At 47.8% G+C, this 16,836-nt stretch carries 17 protein-coding genes; 16 read left to right on the top strand and 1 reads right to left on the bottom strand.

Features of this window, described 5'->3' with window-relative positions:
* Positions 1 to 21 precede the first annotated feature (21 nt).
* The 6 genes from ACE1SE_RS00500 (at position 22) to soxR (ending at position 5,607) form a co-directional block, all read left to right on the top strand.
* Positions 22 to 924 carry a phosphotriesterase family protein gene (locus ACE1SE_RS00500; RefSeq protein ID WP_374053543.1) on the top strand — a complete coding sequence of 301 codons (903 nt, stop codon included), beginning with the start codon at positions 22 to 24 and terminating at the stop codon, positions 922 to 924.
* Between the two features lie 97 nt (positions 925 to 1,021).
* Complete coding sequence (locus tag ACE1SE_RS00495) at positions 1,022 to 1,384, top strand: DUF2620 domain-containing protein (protein ID WP_374052202.1); 363 nt, start codon at positions 1,022 to 1,024, stop codon at positions 1,382 to 1,384.
* 10 nt (positions 1,385 to 1,394) lie between these two features.
* Positions 1,395 to 2,744, top strand: coding sequence for a YhfT family protein (locus tag ACE1SE_RS00490; RefSeq protein ID WP_374052201.1), 1,350 nt, complete (start codon positions 1,395 to 1,397; stop codon positions 2,742 to 2,744).
* 4 nt (positions 2,745 to 2,748) lie between these two features.
* Positions 2,749 to 3,834 carry an aminotransferase class V-fold PLP-dependent enzyme gene (locus ACE1SE_RS00485; RefSeq protein WP_374052200.1) on the top strand — a complete coding sequence of 362 codons (1,086 nt, stop codon included), beginning with the start codon at positions 2,749 to 2,751 and terminating at the stop codon, positions 3,832 to 3,834.
* A gap of 196 nt (positions 3,835 to 4,030) precedes the next feature.
* Positions 4,031 to 4,999 carry a methyltransferase gene (locus ACE1SE_RS00480; RefSeq protein WP_374052199.1) on the top strand — a complete coding sequence of 323 codons (969 nt, stop codon included), beginning with the start codon at positions 4,031 to 4,033 and terminating at the stop codon, positions 4,997 to 4,999.
* Between the two features lie 146 nt (positions 5,000 to 5,145).
* A complete protein-coding gene (gene soxR / locus ACE1SE_RS00475; RefSeq protein ID WP_374052198.1) occupies positions 5,146 to 5,607 on the top strand; it encodes a redox-sensitive transcriptional activator SoxR in 462 nt (153 codons plus the stop codon).
* Positions 5,608 to 5,773: 166 nt separating this feature from the next.
* Here the strand turns inward: soxR and paaZ are convergent, their stop codons facing one another.
* The gene (gene paaZ, locus ACE1SE_RS00470; RefSeq protein WP_374052197.1) at positions 5,774 to 7,840 is read right to left on the bottom strand and encodes a phenylacetic acid degradation bifunctional protein PaaZ; all 2,067 of its coding nucleotides are present in this window, start codon (positions 7,838 to 7,840) and stop codon (positions 5,774 to 5,776) included.
* Between the two features lie 328 nt (positions 7,841 to 8,168).
* Between paaZ and paaA the strand changes: the two genes are divergently transcribed.
* From paaA to pcaF, 10 genes are read left to right on the top strand one after another with little or no spacing between them, the layout of a single operon-like run.
* Positions 8,169 to 9,110 (top strand): 1,2-phenylacetyl-CoA epoxidase subunit PaaA, encoded by a 942-nt coding sequence (paaA, locus tag ACE1SE_RS00465; protein ID WP_374052196.1) that lies wholly within the window; start codon positions 8,169 to 8,171, stop codon positions 9,108 to 9,110.
* Positions 9,111 to 9,151: 41 nt separating this feature from the next.
* A complete protein-coding gene (gene paaB, locus ACE1SE_RS00460) occupies positions 9,152 to 9,439 on the top strand; it encodes a 1,2-phenylacetyl-CoA epoxidase subunit PaaB (RefSeq protein WP_374052195.1) in 288 nt (95 codons plus the stop codon).
* Positions 9,440 to 9,449: 10 nt separating this feature from the next.
* A complete protein-coding gene (paaC, locus tag ACE1SE_RS00455; RefSeq protein WP_374052194.1) occupies positions 9,450 to 10,220 on the top strand; it encodes a 1,2-phenylacetyl-CoA epoxidase subunit PaaC in 771 nt (256 codons plus the stop codon).
* A gap of 39 nt (positions 10,221 to 10,259) precedes the next feature.
* A complete protein-coding gene (gene paaD / locus ACE1SE_RS00450; RefSeq protein WP_374052193.1) occupies positions 10,260 to 10,778 on the top strand; it encodes a 1,2-phenylacetyl-CoA epoxidase subunit PaaD in 519 nt (172 codons plus the stop codon).
* A gap of 28 nt (positions 10,779 to 10,806) precedes the next feature.
* Positions 10,807 to 11,895, top strand: a complete 1,089-nt coding sequence (paaE, locus tag ACE1SE_RS00445; protein WP_374052192.1) for a 1,2-phenylacetyl-CoA epoxidase subunit PaaE — start codon at positions 10,807 to 10,809, stop codon at positions 11,893 to 11,895.
* Positions 11,896 to 11,924: 29 nt separating this feature from the next.
* Positions 11,925 to 12,698 carry a 2,3-dehydroadipyl-CoA hydratase PaaF gene (paaF, locus tag ACE1SE_RS00440; protein WP_374052191.1) on the top strand — a complete coding sequence of 258 codons (774 nt, stop codon included), beginning with the start codon at positions 11,925 to 11,927 and terminating at the stop codon, positions 12,696 to 12,698.
* A gap of 3 nt (positions 12,699 to 12,701) precedes the next feature.
* The gene (gene paaG / locus ACE1SE_RS00435) at positions 12,702 to 13,499 is read left to right on the top strand and encodes a 2-(1,2-epoxy-1,2-dihydrophenyl)acetyl-CoA isomerase PaaG (RefSeq protein WP_374052190.1); all 798 of its coding nucleotides are present in this window, start codon (positions 12,702 to 12,704) and stop codon (positions 13,497 to 13,499) included.
* A gap of 2 nt (positions 13,500 to 13,501) precedes the next feature.
* Positions 13,502 to 15,133 (top strand): 3-hydroxyacyl-CoA dehydrogenase, encoded by a 1,632-nt coding sequence (locus ACE1SE_RS00430; protein WP_374052189.1) that lies wholly within the window; start codon positions 13,502 to 13,504, stop codon positions 15,131 to 15,133.
* Complete coding sequence (gene paaI, locus ACE1SE_RS00425) at positions 15,123 to 15,593, top strand: hydroxyphenylacetyl-CoA thioesterase PaaI (protein WP_374052188.1); 471 nt, start codon at positions 15,123 to 15,125, stop codon at positions 15,591 to 15,593. The genes ACE1SE_RS00430 and paaI overlap by 11 nt, the downstream gene beginning before the upstream one ends.
* Positions 15,590 to 16,804 (top strand): 3-oxoadipyl-CoA thiolase, encoded by a 1,215-nt coding sequence (gene pcaF / locus ACE1SE_RS00420; protein WP_374052187.1) that lies wholly within the window; start codon positions 15,590 to 15,592, stop codon positions 16,802 to 16,804. Before paaI ends, pcaF begins: the two co-directional genes overlap by 4 nt.
* Positions 16,805 to 16,836: the final 32 nt, after the last annotated feature.

The raw sequence follows: 16,836 nt of genomic DNA, 5'->3' as shown, positions 1-16,836 counted from the left end.
GCATGATCCGGCCGTTTCGCAATAAAGGCAAATAACTTGATTGATGTTTCAGGCTATACCTATGTACATGAGCACTTGCATATCGATCTCTCTGATGTGAAAGGAAATCAGGATTGTCGATTGGATCAATACGATCTGATCGCAGGAGAACTTCGTCACCTCTACATGCTTGGGGTAAGAAACATCGTGGAGATGACCAATCGTTACATGGGGCGCAACGCCGCTTTTCTGCTGGATTTGATGCGTGATACCCGTATCAATATCATTGCCTCGACGGGCTACTATAAACAACCATTCTTCCCTGCTCATTTCAGAGAGTTAAGTGTACAGGCTATCGCCGATGACATGATCGCTGAAATTGAAATTGGCATTGATGGCACCGCATTAAAAGCAGGGGTAATTGCAGAAATTGGTTCTAGTCTCGATCAAATCACGAAAGATGAGCAAAAGGTGTTCACTGCTGCGGCATTGGCACACCAGACCACAGGCTGTCCCATTTCCACCCACACCACATTAAGCACAATGGGACGTGAGCAATTGGCGCTGCTAGAGGAGTTTGGCGTTTCCCCTGAATATGTGGCTATCGGTCATTGTGATCTGAGAGATAATCTGGACACCATTATTCCGCTGCTAGAGGCCGGAGCATGGGTACAATTCGATACAATCGGCAAAAATAATTACTATCCCGACAGTCGACGCATTACCATGTTGCAAGAGGTTGCCAAGCGTAAGCTACTTGATCGGGTCATGCTTTCCCAGGATATCACGCGTCGATCTCATTTGAAAAACAATGGAGGAAATGGCTTCGATTACTTACTAACCGTATTCGTTCCCATGTTGCTGGAAGCTGGTTTTTGCCAAAAACAGATAGACCAAATGCTGCGTGAGAATCCTGCACAATTTTTCCAAGGCAAAATCAAATAAAAAATATATAAAACAGAAAGTTAAAATAAGCTAATTCTAAAAACATAGCTTTTAAAAAAGCAATCCGATATGAAGATAAAAAGAGAGGGATAACAGCATGAGATTTGTCATTGGTGGACAAATAGAGAAACAGGCAATAGCCGAAGGTATTCGTCAATTGGCAGGCAATAAAGACATAACCATTACCATCATGAATGATATTGACGCGGCGATGGCAATTAAAAATGGCGAAGCGGATTACTATTTGGGCGCGTGCAATACGGGGGGTGGGGGTGCTCTGGCAATGGCAATTGCTCTTATTGGACTCAATCAATGTGTCACCATCGGAATGCCGGGAAAAATCTTGTCTAATGATGAGATCATCGCCCATGTGAAAGCAGGCAAGAAGGCATTTGGTTTTACAGGTCAGGATATTGATATCGTCCTGCCTGTGATCATCAATACCATTATCTCACTGTAAGGAAACAATCATGCAACATTTCCATGATTTCCTGCTGAGATTGATGGAAGTCGATCCTTTTAAAGCAGGGTTATTGGCAACCATTGGCGCTATTGCCGCTATGATGGCAAACCGTGGTATCGCTGTTTTCCACGATGGCCTGCGCCCACTTTTGCCGGAATACCTTGAAGGTCGCATGAGCCGCAAAGCGCTTGCCGCAACCAGTTTCGCTCTGAGCATTGGTTTGGTTGTCGGTTTTGGCATTCCTTTTTCACTCACCGCCCCAATTGTCTTGGTTCACAGCCTGTTACTCGGTACAGATATGATCGGGATTTGGTGTGCCAACAGCCGAAGGGGGTTTATCGCCTCTGGCATCATTGGTGCCTTATATGCTATCGCGTTGCTGGCTGGGCTACGTTCGGTGGTGGAACTGTTTGCCATGTTGCCCGTCAATTTCACCGATGACCTCAAGAAAGTGGGTGATCCGATTGTGGCCTGTTTTGCCCTGTTTCCTGCGATGGTCGTCGGCTATCAATATGGCTATCGCAAAGGGCTTTTGGTTCTGTTCACCGCACTGGCCGGCTATCTGGCAACCAAGGCCATTGGCCCATTGAGCTTTGGAGGGATGATCGCAAAACCCGTTAGCATTGACCCTAACGGAGCTGCACTATTGCTGTCGATGATTGCCATGTTCTACTTTGCAATGCGTGAACGCTCAACGCAGTCAGCGGAGCAAAAAGGCGCCAACGAAGTCTTAGTCGGCCTGTTTTCCACCCGTATAGAACGTATCCAGAAAAATAAATGGCTGCTAATCCTGTGCGGCGGCCTGACCGCCAGTGCCGCCACCATGTCTTTTAGCCTGCTGGCGGAGGGGCCTGTTTCCCTGCAACTCATGGCACAAGGTGAACAGACCAATGCATTGCTGGTAGCACTGGCACGAGCCATCAGTTTTATCCCATTAGTGGGCACGACGGCTATAGCCACAGGCGTTTATAGTCCAAATGGCATGAAATTTGTGTTTGTAGCGGGGCTGGCAACCAACAACCCGTGGATTGCCTTTGTCGCAGGTGGCATCACCATGTTCATTGAAATCCAGCTACTGGCAAAAATCGCTATCTGGTTGGACAAATACCCTGGAGTGAAAGCATGCAGCGGACATATTCGTACCGCGATCACCAAAATGCTCGAAGTTGCCTTGCTGGTTGGTGCGATGATTGCCTCCAACGCTATTCTGCCGGGCATGGGCTTTATGATCGTAGCGGGTATCTATCTGCTTAACCGTACATCCAAACGTCCTTTAGTGGAAATGGCTATCGGCCCAATAGCAACAATCATTGTGGGTATTCTGGCAAACTTGCTCTTTGTGCTGGGAATAAAATAAGAAAATGAAAACCTATCCATTGCAAAGCATGACGATGGCACAAGCGCAACAGCAACAATTCAAGCTGGTTGATATTATCTGTCGTCACTTTTCTGGCACTGATTTTCTTTCGCAAGGTGATCTAGGCCTGGTCCCAGATCTTCACCAACCACGGATGACCCGACGCATTGAAGCGGTGATTGCGGAGTTTTTTGGTGCTGAAACCGCCGCTTTTGTCAATGGAGCAGGAACGGGCGCATTACGCGCGGGGCTGGCCGCTTTGGTCAGCCCCAATTCAACGTTACTTGTGCACAATGCACCGATTTATCCCACAACCAAAGCATCAATTGAACAAATGGGGCTTCGTGTCGTTCAGGCAGATTTCAACCACGCAGAACAAATTGCAGCCGCCATTCAGCAATACCAACCCGCAGCCAGCCTTGTTCAACATACACGCCAGAAAATGTTTGACAGTTATTCCCTGCAAGAGGTTATCAGCACCCTGAATCAATATGACATTCCTTCATTAGTCGATGATAACTACGCGGCGATGAAAGTGGCACACATCGGTTGTCAATATGGCGCAACCCTTTCCACGTTCTCTTGCTTCAAATTATTGGGACCACAAGGCGTTGGGTTAATTGTAGGAAAGCAAGCAATCATTGATAATCTGCGCCACAGCATGTACTCCGGTGGCTGCCAGATACAAGGTTATCAGGCAATGGAAGCCCTTCGTGGTATGGTATTCGCACCCGTTATGCACGCAGTACAGGCCGAAGTGAATGACGAACTGGTTACTCGTTTGAACCAAGGAGAGTTGCCACAGGTAAAACACGCCTTTCTCGCCAATGCCCAATCGAAAGTATTATTAGTGGAATTTCACGATCCCATTGCAGAAAGAGTACTCGCCACAGCCCATACACTCGGCGCACTACCTTATCCGGTAGGTGCAGAGTCAAAATTTGAAATTCCTCCCCTATTTTACCGCATTTCCGCCACCTTCCGTCAGGCAGATCCCTCCCTGGAACAACGCATGATCCGCATCAATCCTAACCGTAGCGGCGCAAATACCGTCATGCGCATTTTACGGGAAAGCTGCCAGTTGAAATAACAGGGCACAGACTAGTGGTAAATCGCATACTCTCAAAAAACATTAGATGTAGTTAGATTAATATTACTTGACCTCAAGTTAGCTTGAGGTTTTATAGTGTGCTCATTAACCAGGGAAAATAAATAATCATAAAATTTAAAATAAAAACACCCAATGTATTTCAAATTATTTAAAAATTTGAATAAGGAGAATAATAATGTCATTGGAAATGGTTACGGCCTATCGTAAATCGAATGCACTATATGCTTTTGTAGACAGTAAAGCACCACTGTATTTAAGTACCCAAGATGGCAAAACCGTGGAACAAATTGCTCAGTTATGCAATGTTTATCAAGATAGATTCCATAGTCTATTGAATTATATGCAAACACTTAATGTGTTAACAAAAAAAGATGATAAATTTTACCTTACTGAACAATGGGCATCACTCAGTGATCCAAATAGCTTTGAAACATTATATATAAAGTTTGAATTAGATCCTGCCTTCTGGAACTCCTGGTCACAATATAGTGCGTCCTTAAGTAAAAGGAATGAAAAATCTGCTTTTGAACTTACCCATCATGAGCCATTTTTTGATTATCTCAATCATGAACATAATAAAACCATCAAAACTATTTTTGATAATTTATTGGCAAAAATGACCGATAAAATGAATAAACATATTATTGAACATATCCCTCTCAATGGCATTTCTTCATTTATTGATATCGGGGGTGGGGTGGGTTCTTTTGCAAAAAATATAAAAATGCATTATCCACATATCCAATGTCACGTTATGGATCAATATGATTTTACCAGACAAGAATCAGACGGAATTACTTTCATTAATGGTAATTTTTTCTCTGCTATTCCATCAGGATATGATGCTTATAGCATAAAAAATGTTTTGGATGATTGGCCGGATAATAAAGCCATTGATATTCTCAAAAATTGCCAGAAAGCCATGCGAGAAGATTCCGTTTTATATGTTATTGATATGATTAAAGAACCAAATGAGGCAGTGTCATTTGATTTATATATAGATACTCTTCTGTTAGGCCGGAAACGGTATCAATCAGAATTTGAATTTATGGCAAAACAGGCGGGATTATCTATTACAAATATCTACAGCTTGAATTTTTCCACAGAAAATGGCTGTTACTATATTATCGAAATGAAAAAGTGAATTTACACTAAAGTGACCGCTTCAGGGGCTGGGATGATGGTCCCTGCTAAGGCTCGTATAATTTTCAGAGAAAAAGCACTTCTTTTTTTAAATTACAAAAAAAGCAGTGCAGTATAAAATCTAAAGTTAAATTAAGGTTCATAGATATGGAGAAAGATAAATCCATCGATTTTAATCGGGCATTAACTATCGGAGAGGTATCAAAACGTAGCGGAGTTGCTATATCTGCCCTCCATTTTTATGAATCGAAAGGGCTAATCAAAAGTTCACGCAATCAAGGTAACCAACGCTGTTTTCCTTCGATTGTATTGCGTTATATTGCGATCATCAAAGTTGCACAAAGCACTGGTATCTCTCTGAAAGAGATAAAAAAAGCACTAGAACAATTCCCACCTGATAGTAAATTGACAGCCGAACAATGGCTAACGTTTTCTCTACAATTGCAGGATATTCTGGATCAGCGCATTAAAAAACTCATCCGATTACGGGATAATTTAGGTCGTTGTATTGGATGTGGATGCCTTTCGTTAACCGAGTGTCCTTTACGTAATCCGAATGATGTTCTTGGACAAGATGGAGCAGGCCCAAGAATTTTAGAAGAGGATTAAACACGCTGTTCACTCGCATCTTGAGGAAATGAAAATTGAAAAGGCAGATTTCGTACATCCAGCCTGAATTTAAACTTTAATAAACAGCCTGAGAATTACCGCTGCCCTTGCCTTTGACAAATACCCTCAGGCTCTTCTGTTCCCCTGACTTAACAACGCACTTATACTAAGCCGCAAAATCCCCTTGCTGCCGTTCTACCAACGTCAGGATGCTATAAAGCGCCACCGGCTGTTGCTCCTGATTCAACACCTGCACATCCCACATCATCACGCCATGGGGTTTATCTTCCGGTGTCTTCTGGACTTTCTTAATCTTCTTCTTGCAGGTCAAACGTACCTGAATAGTATCGCCAATCTTGACCGGCTCAATGAAACGCAGGTTTTCCATACCATAGTTGGCAAGCACCGGCCCTACCGCACCATCAACGAACAAACCCGCAGCAGCCGATACAACAAAATAACCATGTGCCACCCGCTCGCCAAATAAGGATTCAGCCGCCCCGATCTTATCCACGTGGGCGTAAAAATGATCGCCACTCAGGCAGGCGAAATTCACGATATCCGCTTCCGTCACCGTCCGGCGAGCAGTCAGTAAACTTTCACCAATTTCAATTTGTTCAAAGTACTTACGGAATGGATGAATCGGCTCTTCTTTCACTTTCGCGCCACGCACCCACTCCCGACCAATTGCTGCCAGCATATTTGGGCTGCTTTGAATCGCTGTGCGCTGCATATAGTGTTTCACGGCACGCAAGCCCCCCAACTCTTCTCCACCACCAGCACGCCCTGGTCCACCATGTACCAACATGGGTAGCGGGGAGCCATGTCCTGTGGATTCCGCAGAAGCTGCTTCATCCAACACCAACATACGACCATGAGCACATGCTGTCGCACGGATAACCTGGACTGCAATCTGTTCATCTGCCGTCACCAATGACCCTGCCAAACTACCCTGTCCCATCATCGCTAATGCAATCGCCTGCTCAGTATCCTGATACGCCATTAATGTGGCAACTGGCCCAAAAGCTTCCGTGCTGTGTACTACCTGATTAGTCATTGGAGCAGCGCAGTAAAGCAACGTCGGTGGATAGAATGCCCCATTACTATTGCTATTGCCTGTCAGCACTAGTTTATCCAGTGAACCGCCACACAAAACCTCGCAACCACTATTGCGCAATTTGTTGACTCTCGCCTGCACCTCATCACGCTGTTCCAGGTTAATCAACGCCCCCATGCGGACTTCTGGCAAAGTAGGATCGCCAACTGCCACACCCGATAACCGCTTGAGCAGCGCTTGTTTGACCGCTTCCATTTGGCGGGCAGGTACAATAACGCGCCGGATAGCCGTACATTTCTGACCAGCCTTCACCGTCATTTCACGAGTAACTTCCTTGATAAAAACACCAAATTCCGACATGTCAGGTGTCACATCCTCGCCTAAAATGCAGCAGTTAAGCGAGTCTGCTTCCATCGTGAAAGGAATGGATTTTTCTATCAGTCGAGGATGGACACGCAATTTCTGCCCCGTTTGTGCTGAGCCAGTAAACGTCACGGCATCCTGATAATCGAGATGCTCAAACAGATCACCAATGCCACCACAGATCAATTGCAATGCTCCTTCCGGCACCAGGCCACTGTCGATGATCATTCTCACCATCGCCTGCGTCAGTTGGGCGGATGCCGTAGCAGGCTTGATAATCGCTGGCATACCTGCCATCCACGTTGGTGCCAATTTTTCCAGCATTCCCCAACAAGGAAAGTTAAACGCATTGATATGCAGTGCAACACCAGGGCGGGAAGTCAGTACATGGCGTGCCACAAACTGGGATTGTTTAGACAGCGGGATCATCTCATCTTCCGGCCACAGGGTATCATCTGGTAATTCGCGCCCTGCTAATCCGGCATACGAGAACAGGGTTGCTATGCCCCCCTCAATATCCACCCAACTGTCCGCACGGGTTGCTCCTGTTTCTGTGGAAATGGCATACAGTGCTTCTTTGTTGGCAAGCAGGTGTTTTGCAACTGCTTTCATCATCTGCGCCCGTTGCTGGAACGTCATCGCAGCCAGCGCTCTTCCTCCTTTTTCACGGGCGTAAACGAGACTTTCTGCCAATGGCAAACCTTCTGAAGATACCTGATACAAAGCTTCGCCACTTACTGCATGATGGATAGTTCTGGGATTGCTTTGCCCATAAACCCAGGCACCACAAATGTAACTCGTTAACTGTTGCATTTTTTTCTCCACCGATTTAACTAATGAAACAATCATTAAGTAATGAAATGCCATTTATGTATCACATATATGATTAACAAAACCAGCCATATAATTAACAAAACACAAACATCTTGTGCCCGGTCACTTATTAATATTTATCCTATGGCTAAATAAATAAAATAATTGTTTGTTTTATAAGGAATAAAAATTAATATTGTGATATGAACAACAAATACCCAATTTTTGTATTTGCTATTTTTGTTATCAGTTTGTAGATTTGTGGTTATAAAAAGTGATTCGTTTTTATGTCTTATATCAGAAAATAAGAATCATAATGGAGTCGCATATGACAACTGATCCACTTCAGGCGAGCTTTGAGGCAAAAATAGCAGCAGATCTCTCTATTGAGGCTAAAGATTGGATGCCCGAAGCCTATCGCCAAACCCTGATACGCCAAATCGGTCAACACGCACACTCGGAAGTCGTCGGCATGTTACCGGAAGCTAATTGGATCACCCGTGCCCCGACACTGCGTCGCAAGGCCATATTGCTGGCGAAAGTCCAGGATGAAGCAGGACATGGGCTGTATCTCTATAGCGCTGCTGAAACACTAGGCTGTTCCCGTCAAGACATCTACCAAAAACTGTTGGATGGCAAGATGAAATATTCCTCGATTTTTAACTATCCCACCCTCAGTTGGGCAGATGTTGGCGTGATTGGCTGGCTGGTGGATGGCGCAGCGATCGTCAATCAGGTTGCCTTGTGCCGTGCCTCTTACGGTCCTTACGCCCGCGCGATGGTAAAAATCTGCAAGGAAGAAAGCTTCCACCAACGGCAAGGTTATGAAGCAGTAACCGTACTGGCAAATGGCAGCGAAGCCCAGCGTGCCATGTTACAAGATGCCATTAACCGCTTCTGGTGGCCGACATTGATGATGTTTGGTCCCAATGACAGTGATTCCCCCAACAGCGCCCAGAGCATGGCATGGAAAATCAAACGGTTCAGCAATGATGAACTGCGGCAAAAATTCATCGACAACACCGTGCCCCAATTGGAAGCCCTGGGTATGACCGCTCCCGATCCTGAGCTGGCCTGGGATGAAACAACAGGGCATTACCGTTTTGGTGAAATTAATTGGGACGAATTCTATCAAGTCCTGAAAGGGCAGGGGATATGCAACCACGAACGTCTGGAAGCCAAACGCCGGGCTTGGGAAAACGGAAGTTGGGTACGGGAAGCGGCTTCTATTCATGCCAGAAAAATAGCTGCCAAAAATCACGCCGCTTAATGCCTTATGTTACCTGAACAGCAGCGAAGGGAGTGACTCTAATGAAAGATACCGATTGGCCACTGTATGAAGTCTTTGTCCGCAGTAAACAAGGATTGGCGCACCGTCATGTCGGCAGCCTCCACGCGGCAGATGATCAAATGGCACTGGAAAACGCACGCGATGCCTACACCCGGCGCAATGAAGGTTGCTCCATCTGGGTAGTGAAATCTATCTATCTGGTGGCTTCACAACCGGAAGAACGGCGCGCTTTTTTCGAGCCATCGGAGGACAAAATCTACCGTCATCCGACTTTCTACACCATCCCTGATGGCATCAAGAATATGTAAGGGGTGGAATATGAATATACACAGTATTTCATCACCCAGCCATGCCCTGTTCAAATATGTACTTCGTCAGGGAGATACCCCGCTGATTCTGGCACAGCGCCTGTGCGAATGGTGTGGACATGCGCCAGAACTGGAAATTGACCTCGCACTGTCCAATATCGGACTCGATCTATTGGGTCAAGCACGCCATTTCCTCAGTTATGCAGCGACTCTTTCAGGACAGGATGAAGATCATCTGGCGTTCTGGCGTCATGAGCGCGAATTCTGCAATTTGCTGCTGGTGGAACAACCCAATGGTGGCTTCAATGACACTCTGGTACGCCAGTTTTTTATTGATGCCTATCACGTCTTATTGCATCAGGCTCTGGGACAAAGCCGAGATCCTCAGTTGGCGGCCATTAGTGCCAAGTCGTTGAAGGAGGCGGAATATCACCTGCGATTTAGCCGAGGCTGGATGATCAGATTGGGGGATGGAACAAAACTGAGTCACGAAAAAATCCAACAGTCCGTTAATCAACTGTGGCGCTTTACCGGCGAACTCTTCCATTGCGACGAAATGGAGCAGCAACTGGCAGAAGAAGGCATTGCCGTTGATCCCCGTCGCCTACGTGAACCGTGGCGGCAAATCATCAGCGATACGCTCACCGAAGCCACGCTAGAAATGCCACAGGAAGTACCTTATCGACAAGGTGGAAAACAAGGACTGCACACAGAACATTTGGGATACATCTTGGCAGAAATGCAATACCTGCAACGCACTTATCCCAACTGCAATTGGTGACAAAAACGGTCAGAAAACAGAGGGTCATGGGAGAAGATCATGGAACAGCAATGTAATACTCGCTTTTATTCAGAAATACAGCCGCCGGAAATTCATCAAATCTGGCAATGCCTGCACCAAATTGCCGATCCAGAACTTCCTGCTCTCTCCATTACTGATCTCGGTATGATACGGGCTGTCACGTCCTTGCAAAACGGCTGGCAGGTGACATTCACCCCAACCTATTCAGGCTGTCCTGCGACGGAATACCTGCTCAAAACTATTCAGGAAATTCTGGCTCAAGCAGGCTTTTCTCCGGTGCATATGGAAGTAAGCCTGACCCCTGCATGGACCACCGATTGGATAAATACAGATGCCAAACAACGCTTGCGAGAATCCGGCATTGCCCCTCCCCAAGGATTAGCTTGCGAAAAAACGGCAAACATGGCCCCTATCATCTGCCCGTGCTGCGGCAGCCATGAAACAGAAAAAATCAGCGAATTCGGCTCCACTGCCTGCAAGGCTCTCTATCGCTGTCGAGATTGTCGGGAACCATTTGATTATTTCAAATGCATTTAACGAGGGTGCATTTAAAGAGGAAAGTAAGATGTCCACTTTGCATCAAACACGCTCACATGGTTTTCACCGCTTAAGCATTGCCGCCATCGAAAGGGAAACGCCGGATGCTGTAGTCGTTACCCTGCATATTCCTGCTGAGCTGAAAAAACAGTTCTGCTATCACCCTGGTCAACACCTGACACTCAAGGCGAGGGTAAATAACCAAGAACTACGCCGTTGCTACTCCATCTGTAGCTCACCGTTGGATGATGTATTACAAATTGGTGTCAAGGCTATTCACCAAGGCCGCTTTTCAACTTTCATCAACCAACAATTAAAAGTCGGGGATGAGCTGGAAGTCATGCAGCCACAAGGAAATTTTGGTCATCACCCCAATACCGGCCAACAGGGGCGTTATCTGGCTATCGCCGCCGGGTCGGGTATCACTCCCATTTTATCGATCATCAAAAGTACGCTGGCACTAGAACCCAATAGCACTTTTACGCTTATTTATGGCAATCGCACCAGTCGCTCTGTCATGTTTAAAGAAACGCTGGCCGATCTCAAGAATTGCTATCTGAGCCGTTTTCAGGTGCTGTACCTGTTTAGTCAGGAATCCACTGATAGCCCACTGCTTAACGGACGCATTGATACTGAACACCTGAACCGCATTGGCAAAACCCTGCTCAATTTTACCCAATTTGACCATGCTTTTCTCTGTGGGCCGGAAGCCATGTTGGATGACGCGCATTCTGCGCTGGAACAGGTGGGAATACCTGCCAAGCGTATCCATAGTGAACGCTTCAATACCGAACAAGCCACAATAAATTCCCGACCAGTCAATCTCATCGAACGCAGTGAGACTCGCGTTGAGATCCATCTGGATGGTCGCACCCTCAACATTGCCATGAACGCCGAAGATAACAGTATTCTCGATGCCGCATTGCGCCAGGGCGCAGACTTACCCTACGCCTGCAAAGGAGGGGTATGTGCTACCTGTAAATGCCAGCTTAAATCCGGCGAAGTGGACATGAGGGTGAACTACAGCCTGGAACCCGATCAATTGGCTGCCGGTTATATCTTAAGCTGCCAATCATGGCCGAAAGGCGATGGCGTAGTTGTCGATTTTGATGTCTAGCCACTTTTATATGCTTGTGAGGAACGACCATGAGTCAGGAATGGATTTTATGCCACCAGCAGCAAAGAGTACGTACATTAACCCTAAATCGGCCAGAAGTGCGCAATGCCCTCAGTAATGACTGTCTGGAACAACTCGTGCAGCAATTGGAATTCGCGGATACGGATAACGGAACCGGAGTCATTGTTATTACGGGATCAGTGCGCTGTTTCGCGGCAGGAGCCGACCTGAAAGAACTGCAACAACAAAACATTGCTACAGCCATGACTGATCGCCGCCCACAACTTTGGCAACGGTTAAATAATATCAGCAAACCCCTGATTGCTGCTGTCAATGGTTACGCACTTGGCGCGGGTTGTGAACTGGCATTGGCTTGTGATTTGGTGATTTGTGGAGAAAACGCCCGTTTTGGTCTGCCAGAAATCACCCTGGGGCTGATGCCAGGGGCAGGGGGAACACAACGGCTCATCCGCAGCGTCGGCAAGGCACTGGCTTACCAGATGGTATTGACCGGCGAGGCTATCGATGCCTATCGCGCCTTGGAAGCGGGGCTGGTCAGTGAGGTTTGCACTGATACGCAGACATTAGAGCGTGCAGAGCAACTCGCCCAACGCATCAGTGAATTTTCCCCTCTGGCACTGCGGGCAGCCAAAGCAGCGCTCAAGGCCGCACAAGAAACAAGCCTGTCACAAGGGCTACTCGCTGAACGCCAGCATTTTGTTACGTTGGCAGGCACAACCGATCGTCAGGAAGGCATCTCCGCCTTTCTGGAAAAACGTAAACCAACATTTAAGGGGTTCTGACAGATGGAAACCATGTCAACGGTATTGACTGATATACAAGCAGGTGTCCTTAGCATTACTCTCAACCGTCCAGAATGCCTCAATAGCTTTAACGAGGAACTGCACCAACAGTTAAGTCAGGCAATGGATATTGCTGAACAGGATAAGTCTGTACGCTGCGTCCTGCTCACCGGAACCGGACGCGGCTTTTGTGCCGGACAAGATTTAAATGATCGCAATGCCATCATTTCTGATGGCAGTATCCCTGATCTCGGCCAATCTGTTGAACGCTACTACAACCCGCTGATCCGACGTATGACTTCCCTGCCTAAACCCATTATCTGCGCTGTCAACGGCGTGGCGGCTGGTGCGGGTGTCTCCCTCGCCCTGGCCTGTGATATTGTTATCGCTTCCCGTACCGCCAGCTTTATTCAGGCTTTCTGCCGGATTGGCCTGACACCTGATTCTGGCGGTAGCTGGTTCCTGCCCCATAAGATTGGACAAGCACGGGCAATGGGGATGGCACTTTTGGGCGACAAAATCAGCGCTGAACAAGCACTGGATTGGGGAATGATCTGGCAAGTCGTTGAGCCAGATGAGTTGGAAGATAAAACCCAGAAGCTCGCTCTACACCTTGCTACCCAACCTACCTTGGCCCTTGGCTGCATCAAGCAGGCCACCTATGCAGCCGCAGCCAATACACTGGAACAACAGCTTGCTCTCGAACGAGATTTACAACGTCGGTGTGGGCAGAGCGAAGATTTTCGTGAAGGTGTCAATGCGTTCATTGAAAAACGCCAGCCGACGTTCAAGGGGAAATGATCATGAACACACCTCACCTCCACGGCCCCATCGCCGTTATTGGTGCAGGAACAATGGGCATCGGTATTGCCCAAGTTGCAGCTCAGGCAGGACATCCCGTCCTGCTGTTTGACCTCAATGGCGAAGTGGTCAGTCAGGCACTGAACAATTTACGTACCCGTTTGCATCAACGTGTGGCAGCAGGTAAAGCTGAAGCCAATGCAACAGAAACCCTGTTACAACGCATCACACAGGTGAATACGTTACATGCACTGGCACCGTGTAGTCTGGTGATCGAAGCCATTGTCGAACAACTGGAAGCGAAACAGGATCTCTTCCAGCAACTGGAATCCATTTGTTCACATCAAACCCTGTTTGCCAGCAATACTTCATCATTGTCGATTACCTCCATTGCCCGTGTTCTGTCTGCCCCGCAGCGCATGGCAGGGCTACATTTCTTCAATCCAGCCCCCCTAATGAAGCTGGTGGAAATTGTGCAAGGTCTGGAAACCGCCTCTCAAACCGTGGCAACACTTAAAACCCTCGTGACGGGTTGGAAAAAACAGCCTGTGATTTGCCGTTCTACGCCGGGGTTTATTGTCAATCGCATCGCCCGTCCATTCTATGCTGAAACCCTGCGCGCACTGGAAGAACGGATTGCGACACCCGCCACACTGGATGCAGTCCTCAAAGAATCTGGCGGTTTTGCAATGGGACCATTACAACTGATGGATTTGATTGGCAATGACATTAACTATACCGTGACCGAATCCCTGTTCCATGCCTTCCATTACGATCCCCGCTTCCAGCCTTCACTACTGCAAAAAGAGCTGGTGGATGCCGATCATCTTGGACGCAAACGCGGTCGTGGTTTCTATTACTATGATATAAAAGGAAATAACAACATAAGGAAAAACGGTGGAACCAAAGAGAACCAGCCCCAGCCTAAAATAGAGCCGAAACACACCAAAGCACAAAAACAGCCAGTGCGGATCAAGGCGACAGGAAATTGGGCAGCATTACCACACTTTATTGCCCTGTTACAACAGCCTGAGTTACAACAATATGGAATCATCTTCGAAGAAAGCAAAAATGACCGATTCCACTCCCCGACTTTACAGGTTGATGAAGTTCTCCTGATTCTGGCCAAAGGGAGAACCAGCGCACAGATTGCCGACGAAGTCAGGGCACCCGTGGTGCAATTTGATCTTTCTGCCAATCACCAATTGGCTTCTATCATAACTCTTAGTGCCGCCTGCCAGAATACGCCCCAACAAACGGCAAAGGTGATCGGTTTTCTGCAATCCCTCGGTAAGCAAGTTATTCTCCTGCCGGATTATCCCGCCCTGCTAACCATGCGTACCGTTGCTATGTTGTGCAACGAGGCACTGGATGCCATTCATAAAGGTATCGCCAGCGCTGAAGATATCGATCTGGCGATGTGCCATGGTGTGAATTATCCCATCGGCCCGCTGGCATGGGGTGAACAGTTAGGTTGGAAACATATTCTCAGCACGTTGGAAAACTTGCAGAAGTTTTATGGTGAATCCCGTTACCGCCCAGCGCCCTTGCTGCGCCAATTAGCGGTGGGACATACCAGACTCCCTCTTCAGCAGGCCCAAAAACACAAGAAAGGGGTTGACCATGCAAGATAATAATAACGCGGCTCGCCATCACGTCGAAGCCATGTATGCCCAGGATGCTTGCGCCCAAAATATGGGAATGCACATTGAGCATATCGATATCGGGTTCGCCCGACTCAGCATGAAAATCGTACCCAATATGCTCAACGGTCATCAAAGTTGTCACGGTGGCATTCTATTCAGCCTGGCGGATACGGCTTTCGCCTATGCCTGTAACAGCGAGGGGAAGGCAGCCGTTGCTTCCAACGGCAACATTGATTTTATTCGGCCGGCATTGGTAGGCGATCAACTGACTGCCACTGCTGCTGTTCGGCATCAAGGCAAAAATACTGGCCTGTACGACGTGGAGATCATCAACCAGAACGGTAAAGTTGTCGCTTTTTTCCGCGGTTACTCCTATCGTCTCAGCCACCCTATTTCTGGCAATACTGAGGAAAAAAACCAGCCAAACTGTCAGGGGGAGCAATCATGAATCATGCATTTATCTGTGATGGTATCCGCACACCTATCGGCCGTTATGGTGGTGCGCTATCCAGCCTGCGGGCTGATGATCTGGCAGCCCTGCCGCTGCGGGCATTGATGACTCGTTATCCAGTATTGGATTGGGAACAAATTGACGATGTGATCCTCGGCTGCGCTAATCAGGCAGGAGAAGATAATCGCAATGTCGCACGTATGGCCCTATTGTTGGCAGGACTACCAAATTCGGTTTCTGGCACGACAGTCAATCGGTTATGCGGCTCAGGTCTGGATGCACTGGCCTTCGCCGCTCGCAGTATTAAATCCGGTGACGCCCAACTGATATTGGCGGGTGGCGTTGAATCTATGACCCGTGCCCCTTTTGTGATGGGCAAAACAGACCGTGCTTTCAGCCGACAGGCTGAGATCTTTGATACCACCCTTGGCTGGCGCTTTATTAACCCTCTGATGCAACAACAATTCGGCACAGACTCCATGCCAGAAACGGCAGAAAATGTCGCCGCTCAATTTAAAATTAGCCGTGATGACCAGGATGCCTTTGCCCTGCGCAGCCAACAACGTGCCGCCAGAGCGCAACGACGTGGAGTATTAGCTGAGGAAATCGCCCCTGTTACTCTGCCTCCAGCCAACAAAAAAGGCATAGCTTCGGTCATTTCACAGGATGAACATCCCCGACCAGAAACGACGCTCGAACAATTACAACGGCTCAAAACCCCATTTCGTGCAGACGGTACCATCACCGCGGGTAACGCTTCCGGTGTTAACGATGGTGCTGCGGCGCTGATCATCGCCTCAGAAACAGCAGCCTTACGCCAAGGACTGACACCACGGGCGCGCATCATCGCAACAGCAACATGTGGTGTGGAGCCACGCATCATGGGGATCGGGCCACTGCCTGCGACTCGCAAAGTACTGGAACTCACAGGCCTAACCCTAAATCAAATGGATGTTATTGAATTAAATGAGGCTTTCGCCGCACAAGCACTGGCTGTGATGCGCCAACTGGGGTTACCGGATGATGCAGGGCACGTAAACCCGAACGGAGGGGCGATTGCTCTGGGGCATCCCCTCGGTATGAGCGGAACCCGTCTTGCGCTGACCGCCGCCCTTGAACTGGAGCGACGTGCCGGACGTTACGCCTTATGCACCATGTGCATTGGCGTAGGACAAGGCATCGCCATGATTATTGAACGTGTTTCATAGCAGTTATTTTCACAACGATTTCTTTTGACAAC

Origin of the sequence: Xenorhabdus taiwanensis (genome assembly GCF_036512875.1) — a bacterium.
In the GTDB taxonomy this organism is placed as follows: domain Bacteria; phylum Pseudomonadota; class Gammaproteobacteria; order Enterobacterales; family Enterobacteriaceae; genus Xenorhabdus; species Xenorhabdus taiwanensis.
Note: the sequence above shows the minus strand (reverse complement) of the source record. Positions and strands in the feature narration are given on the sequence as shown.